The organism is Serratia sp. Je.1.23.a, assembly GCF_051129805.1.
Taxonomy (GTDB): domain Bacteria; phylum Pseudomonadota; class Gammaproteobacteria; order Enterobacterales; family Enterobacteriaceae; genus Serratia; species Serratia liquefaciens.
Map to the genome: position 1 here is coordinate 101,662 of NZ_JBCPSR010000009.1, position 16,852 is coordinate 118,513.

16 protein-coding genes are annotated in these 16,852 nt (G+C 54.5%); 8 read left to right on the top strand and 8 right to left on the bottom strand.

Annotated elements, in window-relative coordinates; all coding sequences use genetic code 11:
• Positions 1-19 precede the first annotated feature (19 nt).
• A complete protein-coding gene (gene ispB / locus AAZT04_RS23695) occupies positions 20-991 on the top strand; it encodes an octaprenyl diphosphate synthase (RefSeq protein WP_046374652.1) in 972 nt (323 codons plus the stop codon).
• Positions 992-1,040: 49 nt separating this feature from the next.
• Here ispB and AAZT04_RS23700 read toward each other — a convergent pair whose 3' ends face one another.
• Positions 1,041-1,391, bottom strand: coding sequence for a DNA-binding protein (locus AAZT04_RS23700; protein ID WP_048762812.1), 351 nt, complete (start codon positions 1,389-1,391; stop codon positions 1,041-1,043).
• A gap of 182 nt (positions 1,392-1,573) precedes the next feature.
• Here AAZT04_RS23700 and AAZT04_RS23705 point away from each other — a divergent pair, with 182 nt between their 5' ends.
• Entirely contained in the window at positions 1,574-1,834 is a 261-nt protein-coding gene (locus AAZT04_RS23705; RefSeq protein WP_020824939.1) for a helix-turn-helix domain-containing protein, read from the top strand.
• A 68-nt stretch (positions 1,835-1,902) separates the two neighbouring features.
• Here the strand turns inward: AAZT04_RS23705 and mdh are convergent, their stop codons facing one another.
• Together mdh and AAZT04_RS23715 are read right to left on the bottom strand one after the other, a co-directional pair.
• Positions 1,903-2,841 (bottom strand): malate dehydrogenase, encoded by a 939-nt coding sequence (mdh, locus tag AAZT04_RS23710; RefSeq protein WP_020824938.1) that lies wholly within the window; start codon positions 2,839-2,841, stop codon positions 1,903-1,905.
• 251 nt (positions 2,842-3,092) lie between these two features.
• Positions 3,093-3,260, bottom strand: a complete 168-nt coding sequence (locus tag AAZT04_RS23715; protein ID WP_153263177.1) for a hypothetical protein — start codon at positions 3,258-3,260, stop codon at positions 3,093-3,095.
• Between the two features lie 47 nt (positions 3,261-3,307).
• On the opposite strand from AAZT04_RS23715, the gene argR reads away from it, so the two are divergent.
• The 3 genes from argR to yhcN (AAZT04_RS23730) all read left to right on the top strand — a co-directional run bounded on the left by argR (position 3,308) and on the right by yhcN (AAZT04_RS23730) (position 4,835).
• Positions 3,308-3,778 (top strand): transcriptional regulator ArgR, encoded by a 471-nt coding sequence (gene argR / locus AAZT04_RS23720; RefSeq protein WP_020824937.1) that lies wholly within the window; start codon positions 3,308-3,310, stop codon positions 3,776-3,778.
• A 405-nt stretch (positions 3,779-4,183) separates the two neighbouring features.
• Entirely contained in the window at positions 4,184-4,447 is a 264-nt protein-coding gene (gene yhcN / locus AAZT04_RS23725; RefSeq protein ID WP_048762811.1) for a peroxide/acid stress response protein YhcN, read from the top strand.
• Between the two features lie 124 nt (positions 4,448-4,571).
• Positions 4,572-4,835 (top strand): peroxide/acid stress response protein YhcN, encoded by a 264-nt coding sequence (yhcN, locus tag AAZT04_RS23730; protein ID WP_020824935.1) that lies wholly within the window; start codon positions 4,572-4,574, stop codon positions 4,833-4,835.
• 203 nt (positions 4,836-5,038) lie between these two features.
• Here yhcN (AAZT04_RS23730) and mpl read toward each other — a convergent pair whose 3' ends face one another.
• Positions 5,039-6,418: a UDP-N-acetylmuramate:L-alanyl-gamma-D-glutamyl-meso-diaminopimelate ligase gene (gene mpl, locus AAZT04_RS23735; RefSeq protein WP_020824934.1), complete on the bottom strand. Its 1,380-nt coding sequence runs from the start codon at positions 6,416-6,418 to the stop codon at positions 5,039-5,041.
• 168 nt (positions 6,419-6,586) lie between these two features.
• Between mpl and fbp the strand changes: the two genes are divergently transcribed.
• A complete protein-coding gene (gene fbp / locus AAZT04_RS23740; protein ID WP_020824933.1) occupies positions 6,587-7,591 on the top strand; it encodes a class 1 fructose-bisphosphatase in 1,005 nt (334 codons plus the stop codon).
• 37 nt (positions 7,592-7,628) lie between these two features.
• Here fbp and AAZT04_RS23745 read toward each other — a convergent pair whose 3' ends face one another.
• The gene (locus AAZT04_RS23745; RefSeq protein ID WP_020824932.1) at positions 7,629-9,182 is read right to left on the bottom strand and encodes a methyl-accepting chemotaxis protein; all 1,554 of its coding nucleotides are present in this window, start codon (positions 9,180-9,182) and stop codon (positions 7,629-7,631) included.
• 256 nt (positions 9,183-9,438) lie between these two features.
• Between AAZT04_RS23745 and ppa the strand changes: the two genes are divergently transcribed.
• Positions 9,439-9,969 (top strand): inorganic diphosphatase, encoded by a 531-nt coding sequence (gene ppa / locus AAZT04_RS23750; RefSeq protein ID WP_004952787.1) that lies wholly within the window; start codon positions 9,439-9,441, stop codon positions 9,967-9,969.
• A 52-nt stretch (positions 9,970-10,021) separates the two neighbouring features.
• On the opposite strand, the gene AAZT04_RS23755 is transcribed toward ppa, so the two are convergent.
• Genes AAZT04_RS23755 through tamA form a run of 3 tightly spaced genes read right to left on the bottom strand, consistent with a single transcriptional unit; the run spans position 10,022 to position 15,923 of the window.
• Entirely contained in the window at positions 10,022-10,369 is a 348-nt protein-coding gene (locus AAZT04_RS23755; protein ID WP_006317485.1) for a gamma-glutamylcyclotransferase family protein, read from the bottom strand.
• Positions 10,370-10,371: 2 nt separating this feature from the next.
• Positions 10,372-14,190, bottom strand: coding sequence for an autotransporter assembly complex protein TamB (gene tamB, locus AAZT04_RS23760; RefSeq protein WP_434682023.1), 3,819 nt, complete (start codon positions 14,188-14,190; stop codon positions 10,372-10,374).
• The gene (tamA, locus tag AAZT04_RS23765; protein ID WP_434682026.1) at positions 14,187-15,923 is read right to left on the bottom strand and encodes an autotransporter assembly complex protein TamA; all 1,737 of its coding nucleotides are present in this window, start codon (positions 15,921-15,923) and stop codon (positions 14,187-14,189) included. The genes tamB and tamA overlap by 4 nt, the downstream gene beginning before the upstream one ends.
• 286 nt (positions 15,924-16,209) lie before the next feature.
• Here tamA and msrA point away from each other — a divergent pair, with 286 nt between their 5' ends.
• On the top strand, positions 16,210-16,851 hold the full coding sequence (gene msrA, locus AAZT04_RS23770) for a peptide-methionine (S)-S-oxide reductase MsrA (RefSeq protein WP_020824928.1): 642 nt from the start codon (positions 16,210-16,212) through the stop codon (positions 16,849-16,851).
• Position 16,852 lies beyond the last annotated feature (1 nt).

The following is a 16,852-nucleotide window of genomic DNA, read 5'->3' on the forward strand; positions in this document are numbered from 1 at the left end:
CACAGCTGAAAAAAATACAATGAACCTAGAGCAAATTACCGAGTTAACCGCGCAAGATATGGCGGCCGTGAACGCAACAATTCTCGAACAGCTGAATTCCGATGTCACGCTCATCAATCAGCTTGGCTATTACATTATCAGTGGTGGCGGTAAACGCATCCGCCCGATGATCGCCGTTCTGGCGGCGCGGGCATTGCATTATCAGGGTGATAAACACATTACCGTCGCTGCGCTGATCGAATTCATTCATACCGCAACCCTGCTGCATGATGATGTGGTGGATGAATCCGATATGCGTCGCGGCAAGGCCACTGCCAATGCTGCCTTCGGCAATGCCGCCAGCGTATTGGTTGGCGACTTCATCTATACGCGTGCTTTCCAGATGATGACCAGCCTGGAATCGCTCCGTGTATTGGCGCTGATGTCCGAGGCGGTCAATGTGATTGCCGAAGGTGAAGTGCTGCAGTTAATGAACGTGAACGATCCGAACATTACCGAAGAAAGCTACATGCGGGTGATCTACAGCAAAACCGCACGCCTGTTCGAAGCGGCGGCACAATCTTCGGCGATCCTTTCGGACGCCAGCGAGGCAGAAGAAAAAGCGCTGCAGGATTACGGCCGCTATCTCGGCACCGCCTTCCAGCTGATCGACGACCTGCTCGATTACAGCGCCGACGGCAGCACCCTGGGTAAGAATACCGGTGACGATCTTAACGAGGGCAAACCGACGCTGCCCTTGCTGCATGCCATGCATAATAGTGAAGGCGAGCAGAAAGCCATGATCCGCGGCGCGATTGAACAGGGCAACGGTCGTCATTTGCTGGAGCCGGTTTTACAGGCCATGGAGCAATGCGGCTCGCTGGAATATACCCGCCAACGCGCTGAGGAAGAGGCCGACAAGGCGATTGCCGCACTGCAGGTGTTGCCGGAGTCTGCCCACCGTGCCGCGCTGGAAGGATTAGCCCATCTTGCGGTTCAACGCGATTTTTAAGAAATAAAAAACGCCCTGCAGTTTCCACAGACCCGCGATGCGGGTCTGTTCATTTCCCCGGAAAGACACGCGCCAGCAGGCCGCCAATCCCCTCTCGCATCAGGAAAGCCAACATCTTTTCGCGTTCGCTCTCCGTCAGGTGGTAGTAATACTCAATCCACACCGTCAGCGGATCCTTGCGTTCAACTTCATACAGCGCCGGTTCCTCTTTCAAGATCAGTAAATTGCGCGTACCGGTCGGCAAACTGTCAATGTGATACTCCAGCGCCTTTCCCTGTACGCCTTTGCGCCGGCGGCTGATCCAGCCTTCACGACGCGCCATCAAGTTTATTCCCTGTGGTGAGGAAGGTAACCCTGCCACGCCGGTCAATTCCTTGGCGGCAAACCACTCTTTTTTCATGGCCATGTTCTCTGGGCAAAAGTAGGCGAAGATCTTTTTTAGGAAATTTATTGGATATTTTTTAAGAAATTTAGTGGTATCCTAGTTTCCGTATAAGCGTTTCATGTTGTTCAAACGATTAATCTTGACCTGTTAGTTATACCACTAACAGAACTTTCGCTAATCAAAAAAGGAATGCAAACATGAACTCAAGGAACAAGGATTGGCATCCGGCGGATATCATTGCGGCTTTACGTAAGAAGGGAACGACACTGGCGGCGGTGTCGCGCAAGGCAGGACTTAGCTCATCAACGCTGGCAAACGCACTGTCGCGTCCCTGGCCAAAAGGAGAATGGCTGATTGCCGAAACGCTCGATATACACCCTGCAGAAATCTGGCCGAGCCGCTATTTCGATCCCCATACCAATAACTTACTGGATCGAAAAGCCCGTATTCGGTCCTAACTGCGGGCATAAAAAAACCGCCGGTACGTTGTCCGGCGGCCTATGCATACTCATGCACTGCTGGATGATCAGTTATTGATAAACTTTTCGCCCAGTTCGATATCTTTGTGCAGAACATCCAGCATGTCTTCCAACGCTTTCTGTTCGAACGCGCTCAGAGTGCCGATGTCTTTGCGTTCTTCAACGCCATTCTTACCCAGCACCAGCGGTTGCGCGAAGAAGCGAGCGTATTTGCCATCGCCTTCCACATAAGCACATTCCACCACGCCTTTTTCGCCTTGCAGCGCACGAACCAGAGACAGGCCGAAACGCGCCGCCGCCTGGCCCATAGACAGGGTTGCAGACCCGCCGCCGGCTTTGGCTTCAACCACTTCGGTACCCGCATTTTGGATACGTTTGGTCAGATCGGCCACTTCCTGATCGGTAAAGCTCACGCCAGGGATCTGCGACAGCAGCGGCAAAATGGTCACGCCAGAGTGTCCGCCGATCACCGGTACGTTCAGCTCTTCAGGTTTTTTGCCTTTCAGCTCAGCCACAAAGGTGTTGGAACGGATGATATCCAGCGAAGTCACGCCGAACAGTTTGTTCTTGTCATAAACACCGGCTTTCTTCAGCACTTCTGCCGCGATAGCCACGGTGGTGTTGACCGGGTTGGTGATAATGCCGATGCAGGCTTTCGGGCAGGTGGTTGCCACTTGCTGGATCAGATTACGCACGATGCCTGCATTCACGTTGAACAGATCTGAACGATCCATACCTGGTTTACGCGCAACGCCTGCAGAAATCAGCACCACGTCTGCACCGTGCAGAGCTGGCGTAGCGTCTTCGCCACTGAAGCCTTTGATTTTCACTGCGGTTGGGATGTGGCTTAAATCGACGGCAACGCCTGGGGTAACAGGGGCAATGTCGTAGAGAGAGAGTTCAGAACCTGAAGGAAGCTGGGTTTTGAGTAGAAGGGCGAGGGCCTGGCCGATACCGCCAGCAGCACCGAGAACTGCAACTTTCATCCTATACTCCTTTATTATCTTAAATATATAAAGCGCCGTGAATATGTTGGTTACGGACCTTAAATTATTACACCTTTAAAAACAATCTCTTAACAGTCTGTTTGAGAACTGGCGCAATAAAACAGCCGATGTCGCGCTCATTTTAGATTAAATAGCTTACGCATTAAGGGCATAGCGCACACTAATCAAAAATACTGCGAGGTTATTCACGAGCAAGTTAACCGGCGGTTACATTACACCCTTACACAACATCAGAACAACATCATTTTAATAACATTTTCTTTACCACCGAGGGCGGCATTTTCGGTCACCGAAAGGGCATATTCATGGGGTACGGATTTTGTTAAAATGCTGCCCTTTCCTCGTTGTCCGGGCATTGTTATTTTTTCCGGGCGTCCTTTTATTGCATAAAAATTCATTTATATGCATAATCATCACTTCTATTGTCAACATTCCACGGTGCAAAATGCGTAATCCCGCAAAGCAGGAAGATCTGATCAAGGCGTTTAAAGCGTTATTGAAAGAAGAAAAATTCAGTTCTCAAGGCGAGATTGTTTTGGCGCTGCAAGAAGAAGGCTTCGAAAACATCAACCAATCCAAAGTATCGCGCATGCTGACCAAGTTCGGCGCGGTGCGTACGCGCAATGCCAAAATGGAAATGGTGTATTGCCTTCCCGCTGAACTCGGCGTGCCGACCACTACCAGCCCGCTGAAGAATCTGGTGCTGGATGTCGATCATAACGATGCCGTTGTCGTGATCCACACCAGCCCCGGCGCCGCGCAGCTCATTGCTCGCCTGCTGGATTCTCTGGGCAAATCCGAAGGTATTCTCGGCACCATCGCCGGTGACGACACCATTTTCGTTACCCCAGCCAGCAGCTTTACCGCGCGCCAGCTGTACGAAGCCATCCTGACCCTGTTCGAACAGGAGCTGTGATGCATAACGCTAACAAAATGCGGCGAGCCGTCGCGTTTTGTTAGCGTTTCTTTAACCCCATCCTTACTTTTCCCCCTCCCCCTACCACTTTTAACGCCAGGTTTCTTTCTCTTCGCAACACATTTCAATGACATTTCCGCTTAGCTAGTGATAGCTACTGTGATCTTCCGCACTTTTGGTCAAAAGCACTTACCTTATTGAAATTACATAAATTTAACATCAAAAGATCGTTTTATAACCACTTTTTATTCCATCTGGTTATAAAAGATAAGGATCATCATAATAAAGTTTCACTAGAAACTGTTAGCGAACTATTAATTTTTGGCGTTACTAGATGTATACTCATTTCCGTGACGTAAATCACAGTTCACTGGAACTGATAAAAGAATACGAAAAGGTCAAATCATGAAAATTAAATCTACCATCGCAACTATGAGCGTTCTCTCCATGCTTTCTTTCGGCGCATTTGCAGCACAATCTGTTGATGCAAACCAGGCTGCAAAAATGCAATCTGCAGGCACCATTACCGTCAGCGGCGTTGCCGGTGCACCTTCAGATATCCGTCAGGCACTGTCTGAAAAGGCCGATGCCAAAGGGGCGACCGCTTACCGTGTAATCGAAGCACGCAACGAAGGTAACTTCCACGCGACAGCAGAAATTTACAAATAAGTACAAGGCGTTACCCGGCAACGGGCAATATAACTCTGGTACCGAGCACCACTGATAACAGCCTTCAAGTACAAAAATGCTGCAAAAGCCCTTCCAGGCGGTTATCACAACAGGACGCACTATCATGAACATGAAAACCACTCTCGCTGCACTTAGCCTGCTGTCTGTCGTTTCGTTCGGCGCTTCCGCCGCGACGTTAATCACTAACGACCAGGCCAATACGCTCCAGTCTGCCGGTACCATCACCGTCAGCGGCGTCACCGGCGCGCCTTCCGATATTCGCCAGGCCCTGTCTGACAAAGCCGATAAACAAGGCGCTAAAGCCTACCGCGTGATCGAAGCCTACGAAAACGGCAATTGGCACGCGACAGCCGAAATCTACAAATAACAATTCAGGGAGCCCTGCTTACCGAACTGATTACCCTCGTCACTGCCACTGCCGAGTTCTATCGTAAGCACTGATTCCTTGAAGAAACTTCGTCGTCCTATCCGACGAACCCCGTTGCCCTCGCTCGCGAGGGCTTTTTTATGGGCAAAAGAAAAGGCCGCAAGCGGCCTTTTAGTTTTGCTTCAGTCACACTGAATCGACGATCAATAAGTCACTTTAGGTTCTGACTTGTGGGCCAATGCCTCCAGCAGACGGTCATGGATCCCACCGAAGCCGCCGTTACTCATCACCAAAATGTGGTCGCCAGGCTGGGCCGTTTTCACGATCATGTCCACCAGCGTGTCGAGATCGGCGCTCCAGTGGGCCGGCTGTACACAGGCTTCCGCGACTTCCGCCACCTGCCAGGGAATATGGTGCGGTTGGAACAGGAAGACCTCATCGGCACGGCCCAGAGACGGTGCTAAATCATTCTTGCTGATCCCCATTTTCATGGTGTTGGAGCGCGGCTCGAGCACAGCCAAAATGCGCGCGGTACCGCCAACCTTGCCGCGCAATGCGGCCAAGGTCGCCAGGATCGCCGTTGGGTGATGGGCAAAATCGTCATACACCGTAACGCCATGAGCTTCACCGCGCAGTTCCAGACGGCGGCGAGCATTGATAAACTCACCGAGCGCGCGACAGGCATCGGCTGGCAGCACACCAACGTGGCGCGTGGCGGCAATGGCCATCAAACCGTTGTGCATGTTGTGTTCACCCACCAGCGACCACTTCACTTCGCCCACCTGTTCGCCGTCGAGGAACACCGCATAATGGCTGGCGTCCGGCGTTAATTTTTGAGCGCGCCATGCGCCCTCTTCCCCGACCAGCTCTTGCTCACTCCAACAGCCCATCGCCATCACCTGTTTCAGGTGGTTGTCGTTATCAGGCAAAATGATCTTGCCCTTGCCCGGCACCAGACGCACCAGATGATGGAACTGTTTCTGGATCGCTTTCAGATCGTCGAAGATATCAGCGTGATCGAACTCCAGGTTATTCATGATCAGCGTACGCGGGCTGTAATGCACAAACTTGGAACGCTTGTCGAAGAAGGCGCAGTCATACTCATCGGCTTCGATCACAAAGAACGGGCTACCGCCCAGACGCGCGGAAACGTCAAAGTTGCCCGGAACGCCGCCGATAACAAAGCCCGGTTGATAGCCGCAGGCTTCCAGGATCCAGGTGGCCATACCGGCGGTAGTGGTCTTGCCATGCGTGCCAGCCACGGCCAGCACCCAGCGATCGCGCAGCACATAATCGTGCAGCCACTGCGGGCCGGAAACGTAAGGGATCCCCTGTTCCAGTACCGCTTCAACGCAAGGATTACCCCGCGTCATGGCGTTACCGATGATCACCAGATCCGGCGCCGGATCCAATTGAGCAGGATCGTAGCCCTGGATCAGGTCGATCCCTTCCTTCTCCAGCAGCGTGCTCATCGGCGGATAGACATTAGCGTCAGAGCCGGTCACCTCATGCCCTAGCGAACGAGCCAGCACCGCCAGCCCGCCCATAAAGGTGCCACAGATCCCAAGAATGTGAATGCGCATAGTTTTCTCATAGAGTACGTCGAATGTTGACTCATTCTAACGCTCAGAATCGTCCAGAAGAAATGGATTTGCCTATGAATAGCGTTCATCTTTGGGCTACACTGCTCGCGAATACGTTGGCGGTTTGTTAACAAACCGCTACCCATCCGTAGATTCAGGGATTGTGTCATGAAAACGTTAGGCGAATTTATCGTCGAGAAACAGCACGACTTCTCACACGCCACCGGCGAGCTGACTGCGCTACTTTCTGCAATTAAACTGGGCGCCAAAATCATCCACCGCGATATCAACAAAGCGGGTCTGGTGGATATTCTGGGCACCAGCGGCGTTTCCAATGTACAGGGCGAAGTTCAGATGAAACTGGACCTGTACGCGAATGAAAAGCTGAAAGCAGCATTGAAAGCGCGCGGTGAAGTTGCGGGTATCGCTTCTGAAGAAGAAGATGAAATCGTGATATTCGACGGCGAGCGGGCTGAAAATGCCAAGTATGTGGTGCTGATGGATCCGTTGGACGGTTCGTCCAACATCGATGTCAACGTCTCGGTCGGTACGATTTTCTCTATCTATCGTCGCATTACCCCGGTCGGTACGCCAGTGACCGAAGAAGACTTCCTGCAGCCAGGCAGCGCACAGGTCGCCGCAGGCTACGTGGTTTACGGTTCATCTACCATGCTGGTATACACCACCGGTTATGGCGTGCATGCCTTTACCTACGATCCTTCTCTGGGCGTGTTCTGCCTCTCCCACGAGAAAGTCCGCTTCCCGGCCAGCGGCAATATGTATTCCATCAACGAAGGTAACTACATCAAGTTCCCGCGCGGCGTGAAGAAATACATCAAATATTGTCAGGAACAGGACGAAGCTACGCAACGCCCTTATACCTCACGCTACATCGGTTCACTGGTTGCCGACTTCCACCGCAACCTGCTGAAAGGCGGCATCTACATTTATCCAAGCACCGCCAGCCACCCGCAAGGCAAGCTGCGCCTGCTGTATGAATGCAACCCGATGGCGTTCCTGGCGGAACAGGCCGGCGGTAAAGCCAGCGACGGTAAAAACCGTATTCTGGACATTACCCCGGTGAAACTGCACCAGCGCGCACCGTTCTTCGTCGGCACCAAATCCATGGTGGAAGACGCAGAGCGCTTTATCGCTGAGAACCCGGACGAATAACGAGTTCAATGTGGGGGACGGCTTGCCGTCCCCGGCATTATAATTTAAAGGCTGCCATGCTCTGTGCCAGCAACTGCGCCTGATCCTCCAGCGAGCGCGTCGCCGCCGCCGACTCTTCGACCAAGGCCGCATTCTGTTGCGCCACCTGATCCATCTGCGCCACCGCCAGGTTTACCTGCTCAATACCGCTGCTTTGCTCACGCGTAGCCGCAGAGATTTCCCGCATCAGCGCCGTCACCCGGCCCACTTCACCGGTAATGCCGTTCATGGTTTTCGCCGCCGAACCGGCCATTTGTTCGCCTTCCTGCACCCGATTCTGCGACGCTTCAATCAACCCTTTGATCTCTTTCGCCGACTGCGCACTGCGCTGAGCCAGGCTGCGAACCTCACCGGCCACCACGGCAAAACCACGCCCTTGTTCACCGGCACGTGCCGCTTCCACCGCCGCATTCAACGCCAGAATGTTGGTCTGGAAGGCAATGCCGTCCATCACGCTGATGATATCGGCAATGCGGCGTGAGCTGTCGGTGATCGCCTGCATCTTGTCCATGACCTGACTGACCACTTCACTGCCTTGGTTGGCAATATCGGATACGCTCAGCGCCAATTGATTCGCCTGTTCGCAGTTCTCGGCGTTCATCTTCACCGTCGAGGTCAGCTGTTCCATGCTGGCGGCGGTTTCTTCCAGAGAAGCGGCTGATTCTTCGGTTCGCTGCGCCAGGTGCAGGTTGCCGGCAGCCAGTTCGCGTGAACCGGTATCGATTTGGCTGCTGGCATCGCGCACCTTGCTGACCGAACTGACCAAGGCCTGCTGCATCCGCTGCATCGCACGCACCAGACGGCCCATTTCGGTCTCGCCTTCGCCGGTGATACGGTGCGTCAGGTCACCGCTGGCGATATGTTCCAGCTGGGCGATTGACTCATCGAGCGGACGCAGGATAATCACCCGCAGCGCAAACCAGGCCAGTAGCGCCAGCAAAATGCTGAGCAGGCCGGCAATCACGATCAGCGTAATTTTAGTGCTGGCATTGCTTTCCGCTTCATTCACCCGCTGCTGGCCAATCTTCATGGCGAAGCTGCGGAAGTCGCTGAGGTCCTTTTCAAAAGCGATGCTCAACGCGGAAATTTTTGTTTCCTGAATGTCGTAGTAATCATCAACTTTACCGGCCTTGATGGCATCGGCCATCGGCCCAACGCCCTGTTCCAGATAGGCGCGGTAGCTGTTTTGCAAACGACCGGACAGCTCGCGTCCACGTTCGGTAACGGTACCGACGCTGACAAAACGCGCCATTTCCTGCTTCGATTGCGCAAGATAGTCATAGATACGGCCCACCGTAGCATCTGAAACCTCAATCTGGCCGATTTCCCGTTGGCGTACCGCCAGTGAGGCAGCGGTTCTGGCGCGCAGCGTCAGGTTGGAACTGCTGGCCAGCGACCCCAACTCTTCCCCCAGGATTTGATTCAGGGTGTGTAACGAGCGCGATCCTTCGTTAATCGCGTTGACGCCAATCGTGCTGACCATAATCAACAGCAGCGTCATCAGGCTCAACAGGGCAATCAGCCCGGCCTTGACCGTAATCTTTTTTAGCATGAGTTCTTCCCGGCTTCAGAAATAGTGAGATCTTACGTAGAGGAGGTAAAACGCGGAGCCAGACTTCGCCGACTCATTATTATTTGATGAAGTTATCGGCAACCCTCGAGAAAACTTAACGCCGTGGGAGGATTTATCTGGAAATTCGATGGATGGCTCTGCGCCGGGGCGGGGATGATGAAAAGGGCAGGAAATCGCAAAAGAGTCCGCTATAATAGCCGCCACTCCATTTCTGGTTTGATTAAAGGAAACCGACATGAGCTTGAACCTGGTCCCTGCTGGCAAAGACCTGCCGGAAGACATCTACGTTGTTATCGAAATCCCGGCAAACGCCGATCCGATCAAATATGAAATCGACAAGGACACCGGTGCGCTGTTCGTTGACCGTTTCATGTCCACCGCGATGTTCTACCCGTGCAACTACGGTTACATCAACCACACCCTGTCTCTGGACGGTGACCCGGTTGACGTGCTGGTGCCAACCCCATACCCACTGCAGCCTGGTTCTGTGATCCGCTGCCGTCCGGTTGGCGTGTTGAAGATGTCCGACGAAGCCGGCGAAGATGCGAAACTGGTTGCCGTACCGCACAGCAAGCTGACCAAAGAGTACGATCACATCAAAGACGTGAACGACCTGCCGGAACTGCTGCGTGCCCAGATCGCTCACTTCTTCGAGCACTACAAAGATCTGGAAAAAGGCAAATGGGTGAAAGTGGAAGGCTGGGCAGATGCTGCCGCTGCCAAAGCTGAAATCGTTGCTTCTTTCGAGCGTGCCGCCAAGAAGTAATTCTTGCCAGCCGTCCGATAAAAAAACACCGCTCAGTGAGCGGTGTTTTTTTTTACTTTTCGTCGAGACGCTTCAGCCAGTCGCCGCTGTTAATTCGCGGGTAACCGTCCACACTGTGTTTATACAGGTAGATCCACGCACTCCCATAAGGCGTCTGAATCAGCTCGCGCTTATAGTCCTTGGTGTTGCTTTTCAGTTCGTCCAGCTCAGCCAAAATCGATGAGTTGATGCGGTACACTTCACAATGTACCGTGCCCTCTCCAGGGATCGCCGCCGGGTAATGGCCCAGATTATAAATCTGATAGCCTTCGAGCTCATGCTCGCCGAGCCATTGGGCGTTGGTCATCCAATGGCTGTTTCCCTGTTTGCGTCGTAAACTGCCGTAGACAATTATTCGCATCGCTAAAACTCAAACTGATAGAGCAAATCTAATGCCTGGTCGAGACCAGACACCGCTTCCAGATACAATTTAGGCATCAGGCGGTAACGCAACGTCAACGTAGCCAGCGAGTCGAAAATACCCACCCCATATTTTACTTGTAAGCCTGGGAGAACATAACCGCTCACGACAACCTGGGAACTGTCGCCGACACCCTGAGTATCCAGGGCCAAATTGCTTACGCCAAACGCCTCGCCGATTTTACCCACAAGTTGACCACTTTGTGCAACCCCCATCCCAATTAACATTGAGGTCATTGCGTTACCATCGGCGCCGGAACTGCCCAATCCCTGCCCGCGCAGCAGATAAGACAGCGCTTCCTGCTGAGATTTGGCCGGATCCGAGAACACTTCCAGCTTGGGTGCATCCGCCAACCCGGTAACGCGTACCCCAGCGGTAACGTCGTCTTCGGTCGATTCAGGATTACGGATGGCTTCAATATTAAGCAGCGGCTGATCCGGCGGCCCTGAGAACATCAGTTGGCCCTTGCGGACGATCAAATCCTGACCATAAGCATGGAAGCGACCGGAAGGGATGTCAATCTGGCCGTTCAGGCCCAGGCCATTCTTGTCCTGCACTACTTTCAGATCGCCCTTCAAGCGGGCTTTTAAGCCAAAGGCATCCAGCCGCACATCGTTACCCACGTGGATCATCAGGTTGCTGTTGATCGGGATCCCTGCGGTTTTCGGCTGTATCGGTTTCAGTTGGTCGTCCAGCATCACTTCGTCGGAAGAGACGCCCACCGCACTTTCCGGCAACTCCTGCACCGTAATGCGCGCCCACGGAATATCGACCGAACCATTGAGCGAGAACAGCTGCGGCGTGGCTTCAAACACCAGATCGGGTGAAACGTCGATGCGGATCATCGGCGGCACCGTCACCCGCAGCTTATCGCCCTTGGCGGCGATACGTGCGCGCCAGGCGTTGATGTCGCGCCAGTCAGCATCGCCCGACAGGTTAAGCTGTCCGCGCGTGGTGCTGACTAGCCCTTCCATGGTCGAGGTCATGCCGTCAAAGTTCATCACCAGGCGGCCGTCCGTCATATCAAACGGCATCCAGTGACCATCTATATCAACCTTATCCAACGCCATCCGGCCATAAACCAGAGGCTTCTGCGCACTGCCACCCAGGCGCAGATTGGCATTCAGCATGCCCGCGGCCTTCTCCCCCTTCATCAACGCCGGATTGATCATCGCCAGCGAGATATTGGTGATATTGACGTTGCCGCTGATAATGCGTCGTACCTGTGGATCGGCAACCTGTACGTTACCGTCAAATTGGCCATTATTGATCAACTTGATCAACCAGTCGGCCTGCGCACGACCGTTGGACAGGCCAGCATTAAGGTTCAGCCGATCAAAGGCGATCGGCAGTGCATTCCCCTGCACTTGCTGAACCACCTTCACGCCGTTACCCACCAGGGAAACTTTCGCGTCCGGCAGCGCACCGCCCGGTTTCCAGCTTACGTCAGCACGTCCGGTGAACACGCCACTCAAAGCGGTCTCCGGACCGAGGAAAGGTTTTATCATCGCCAGATCAAAGCGGTTCAACACCACGCTGGCCTGGCCACTCTGGCCTGCTTCGATGGTCTTGGGTACGCACAGTTCGGCGTTCGGGTTCTGCCAGCAGTGCGGTCCAATACTGATTTTCTGCGCGGTATTCAGGTAATCCAGCGCAATGGCGCGAGTTAAGCGCCATTCGCCCACCGGGGTATCGAAACGGGTATTGTTCAGGTTGCCGCGCCAGCGCTGCTGTTGGCGATCGAAACTGCCCTGTAGCGCCAACTGACCGGATACCGGCTTGCCGTCAATTTTCAACTGCAGCTGATGCTGCTTCTCACTGCCTTTGGCATCCAGTGTCAGCAGGCTGATATCCAGCGCATCCTGCTTAAGTTGCTCAACGCGTACCGCCAACTGACCCTGGATCTGATCGCTGGAACGCACGTCGCCGTCAATCTTCACCCGGTTGATGCGCAGCGCCTGCCACTGCAGGCCGGAAGCGGTCAGGTCGGCCAGCAACTGAGGCGCTTGCAGGTTGCCCCGCAGTTTCAGCAAGCCTTTCGCCGTACCGCCCAGCCCTGGCAGAGCGCCGTCCAGACGTGGCGCGTCAATATTCGCATCCAGGTTCCAGCTTTTCTCGTCCAGTTGGCCCTTAACGTTCAGTTGGTTGCGTCCCAGCGTCAGATCGATGCCCGGGATTTTCCACTGACCGGCAGCATTGCCGCTAAGCGTGCCACGTGCAGTGACTTTGTTTTGCTTCACGTTACCATCGAGCTGCAGCACCGGTACCTGCAATTGCCAACTGCCGCCGTGCAGGCTGCCACGCGTAGTGATTTTACCGTCCAACTTCGCCGGCCATTCCGGCCACTGCTTGGCGGTATTGATGCCGCTCAGCGTCAGCTGTGAATTCCAACTGATGGCCTTGCTCCAGTCCACCAGCGCCGTCAGATCGGTATTGCCCTGCAAGGCCGCCAACCGCAGGCGATCCAGTTTGAACTGTTCGACGTTACCTTTTCCGTCCAGCGTCAGCACCGCCGGCGGGAGATCCTGCCCCTTGATATTGGCCCGGGTCGACAAGGCATAATCAGTCGCCTTACCATTGAAACGCAGGCGGAAATCGTTGACCTGATACTGAGCTTCGCCGCTCAGCGGCCATTTCAGCTGTTTGCTTTGTAGCGTCAGTGCCAGCGGTAAACCCACTTCGGCCAATTGGGTCTGTACATCAAGCTGCGCACCGACCGGTCCGGAGAGGTTCAGCGCCACTTTAAGTTCTTCGCGCAACCCGCCGCCGACGTTCAGTTTGACCTTTTCCCCTTTCAGCGGCTCGATATTCAGCGTGCTGTTAGCCACCATTTCCACCGGCCAACTGCCGGTCAGCGTCGCCTGCCCTTGCGCAGACAACGTGCCCTGCGGGGATTTCACATCGAAATTGTCCAGCTTGATATGCTGATCCTGGGTGCTGGCCTGCAGCAACAGGCTGGTAATCAACACCTCGGTATCACCGGTCAAGCGCAGTTGTTCCCCGCTGATCTCCTTAACCGTGATGTCCAACGGCAGGCGGATTTCCGGCAGATCCGGCAGCAGCGGCTTGGCGAACAGCTCTTTCAACGTTTCGCCCAGCGGTTTCTCTTCCGGCACCGGTGCCGGTTTCGCCGCCTTGTCGACCTGTTCACCCACTTTTTTCGCGACCTCGACAGCCGGCTGTATCGCCTCCGGCAACGGGTTCTGCGGGGTTTTCGGCAGTGCAATCAACAGGCCGCTGATTTTGGTAGGCAGCAAGGTCAACGCACGCTCTTGCCACTGCGCTCCGGTACGGAATTCACCAAGAGAGATTGCCGTGTCGTCTACGCTGACCTTAACGTTATTCAGCGTCAACATACGCAAGGTAATAGGGTAAGGCGTGCTCAGATTAGTGGTCGGCTCGCTGGTCTCTTCCACGGGCGCAGACGGCGTCATTTCTTTGGTTTTCACCACCACGTCGACGTCCTGCGCGGTCAGCGCATTGACGCACAGCGAACTGTTTTTAAAGCAGGCCAGATCGAGTGACAGATGGAATTGTCCGGCATTCACCGTGACGCCCGGCATCTGATACTTCACGCCTTTTAGCGTCAGATCACGCCAGCCGCCGCTCACGCTGGCAATATCCAATCCCGGCACCCATCGAGCGGCGGCGTTGAGGGTCATATGCAAACCACTGGTGGTACCGAGCAAGTACGCCACCGCCCCGACCAGCAACAGCAAGACAATCAGGAAACCAAAGCAAATCTTTTTTATCAGGCTCATAGTTCAGGCCCCAAACCGATGTAGAACTGCATCCCGTGGGTGTCCTTGTCCCCCACGGGCGCGGCGATATCCAGCTTCACTGGCCCTACCGGCGACTGCCAGCGTACACCTACACCGGCGCCAGTTTTGAAGTTGCTCTGCTTGATATCGTTCACCGCTTCACCGGAATCGACGAACATCGCCCCCCACCATTTACCGGTCACGTTGTATTGATATTCCAGCGAGCCAGTCAGCATTTTGGAGGCACCGGTCAACTTGCCGTCATCGTTGCGGGGGGAAATGTCTTTGTACTTGTAGCCACGGATGCTGCGATCGCCACCGGCAAAGAATCGCAGGTCTGGCGGCACTTTGTCGAAGTCGTTGGTTTCGATCCACCCCACCTGCCCGCGCGCCACGAACCGGTGCTTATCGGCCAGGGTGCGGATCCAGACGTTCTGTGCCTGCATCAGCGCGAAGTCCACGCCGGATCCCCAGGTGGTGTCGGAAACGTCGATGGAGTAGCGTTGGCTATCGCCCCAGGTCGGCATCAGGCCTCCACGTGAGCGGGTGCGGTTGAGGCTGACGCCAGGGTACAGCAGCATGGTGGTATTGCTGACGTTACCCTGGGTAAAGTTATCCCAGCGCCAGGTCAGGTTAATAGCCCGCTGCCAGCCGCTGGAGAGATCCCAGTTACGCGAGGCCACCACTTTGGAGGTTACGGACTTGGTATCGTTGAGATCGACGTTCTTGAGCCCGCCCTGCAGCAGGTAATACTGCTCCAGCGGATTCTTCAGCAACGGGATCTTATAGGTCAGATCGAGCTGCTGCTCCGGGGCCGAAATACTGGCGCTGGTTTCCAGACTGTGGCCGCGATCGTTAAGCCAGGGCTTCTTCCATGTGCCTTTAACGCGGGGGCCAATGTCGGTGGAGTAACCGACACCGGTTTCGATGGTGTTGCGAGTGCGTGGTGACACCAACGCATCTAGCGGCAAAATCTTGTTCTCTTTGGCATCTTTGAAATCAGGGGAGACCACCACCGAGTTAAACCAGTTAGTGGCGGACAAACGGCGGTTCAGTTCGGCCAGGTCTTCCGAAGTGTAATAATCCCCCTGATGAAAGGGCACCAGATTTTGCAGATAGTCTTCACGAATTTGCGAACCGGTAAACTTCACCTGGCCGAAGCGGTAACGCTGCCCGCTGTCGAAGTCGATGTCCCAATAGGCCTTATGCAGATCCTCCGCCACGCCGAGCTGGCTTTTGGTCATATCGGCATCGAAATAGCCTTTGCGCAGCGCCAGGCCGGTCAGTGAACCTTTAAAACTGTCGTATTTACCGTGATTAAGGATCTCACCTATCGTCGGTTTGCCTTTTTTGACCAACGACAGATAGTCTTCATCGGTTTTCGCACCGCCTTCCAGCGCGATATTGGCCCCGGCAATGCGCACCGGTTCACCCGGATTGACCTTGGCGTGCAGCACTGGCCGCGCCAGCCCTGGGCGATCGTCCAACGTAAATTCGATGGTAGGCTGATAATAGCCAAGCGCTCTCAGCCCCTGACGAACAGCTTCATCCACGCGTGCGCGGAAACGGCCATCAGTACCGACCTCTTCCGGAGTGATGGAAGACAGGCGTACCCGGACGTTTTTTTCCAGTTCCCCGCTAAGTCCTTCAACCTGCAGCCGCACATTCGCCGAAAACGCCGCAGGCGTCGCGAGCAGCGCACACAAAAAGCACAGGGCACGGTATCGTGGCACGCGTTCTCCTTAATTTATTTTACTTTCCTGTTATAACACGCACTCTGGTGCCAGGGCATACTCCGCGCTATCAAGACGGCAGCCCTTTCAGCCTTATTCCAGACGCGACATATTACGATTTTACTGCCGCAGTAAACTGGCGCATTCTTAGCTTTTGGCGCTCTAAATACTGCGTTAATCTGATTCATAATCTGAATATGTAGCTTATTGTGGGCAAAGTTGCGGTTAGATACAACCGAACTGCCGTGTCTTAGGTCAATTCTTACTGTGACAACAGGAGTCAACCGTGGTGCCATTTTTTGATAAAACACAAACCGTCGACAAGGCGAACGCACTGCCTGGCCGCACGACGCCCATGCCGGTTGCCACGCTCAACGTGGTCACTCACCATTCAATGACCCAGGTGCCGGAAGGCATGGAAGTGGCTATCTTCGCCATGGGATGCTTTTGGGGTGTAGAGCGCCTGTTCTGGCAGCAGCAGGGCGTGTACAGCACGGCGGCAGGCTACAGCGGCGGTTTTACGCCAAACCCAACCTACCGCGAAGTGTGCAGCGGCCAGACCGGTCATACTGAAGTGGTGCGGGTGGTATTCGATCCGAAAATCATCAGCTATAAGCAGCTGCTGCAGGTGTTCTGGGAGAACCACGATCCGGCGCAGGGCATGCGTCAGGGCGGCGACGTCGGTACTCAGTACCGTTCAGCAATTTATACGCTGACGCCGGAACAGCAGACCGCAGCCGAAAGCAGTCTGAAGCGTTTCCAGCAGGCCATGAACGAGGCGGGCGACCAACGCACCATCACCACCGAAGTGGTGCCGGCGCTGCCGTTTTACTATGCCGAGGATGACCATCAGCAGTATCTGTACAAGAATCCTGAAGGCTACTGCGGCCTGGGCGGCATCGGCGTTTGTTTGCCACCCCAGGGCTAAA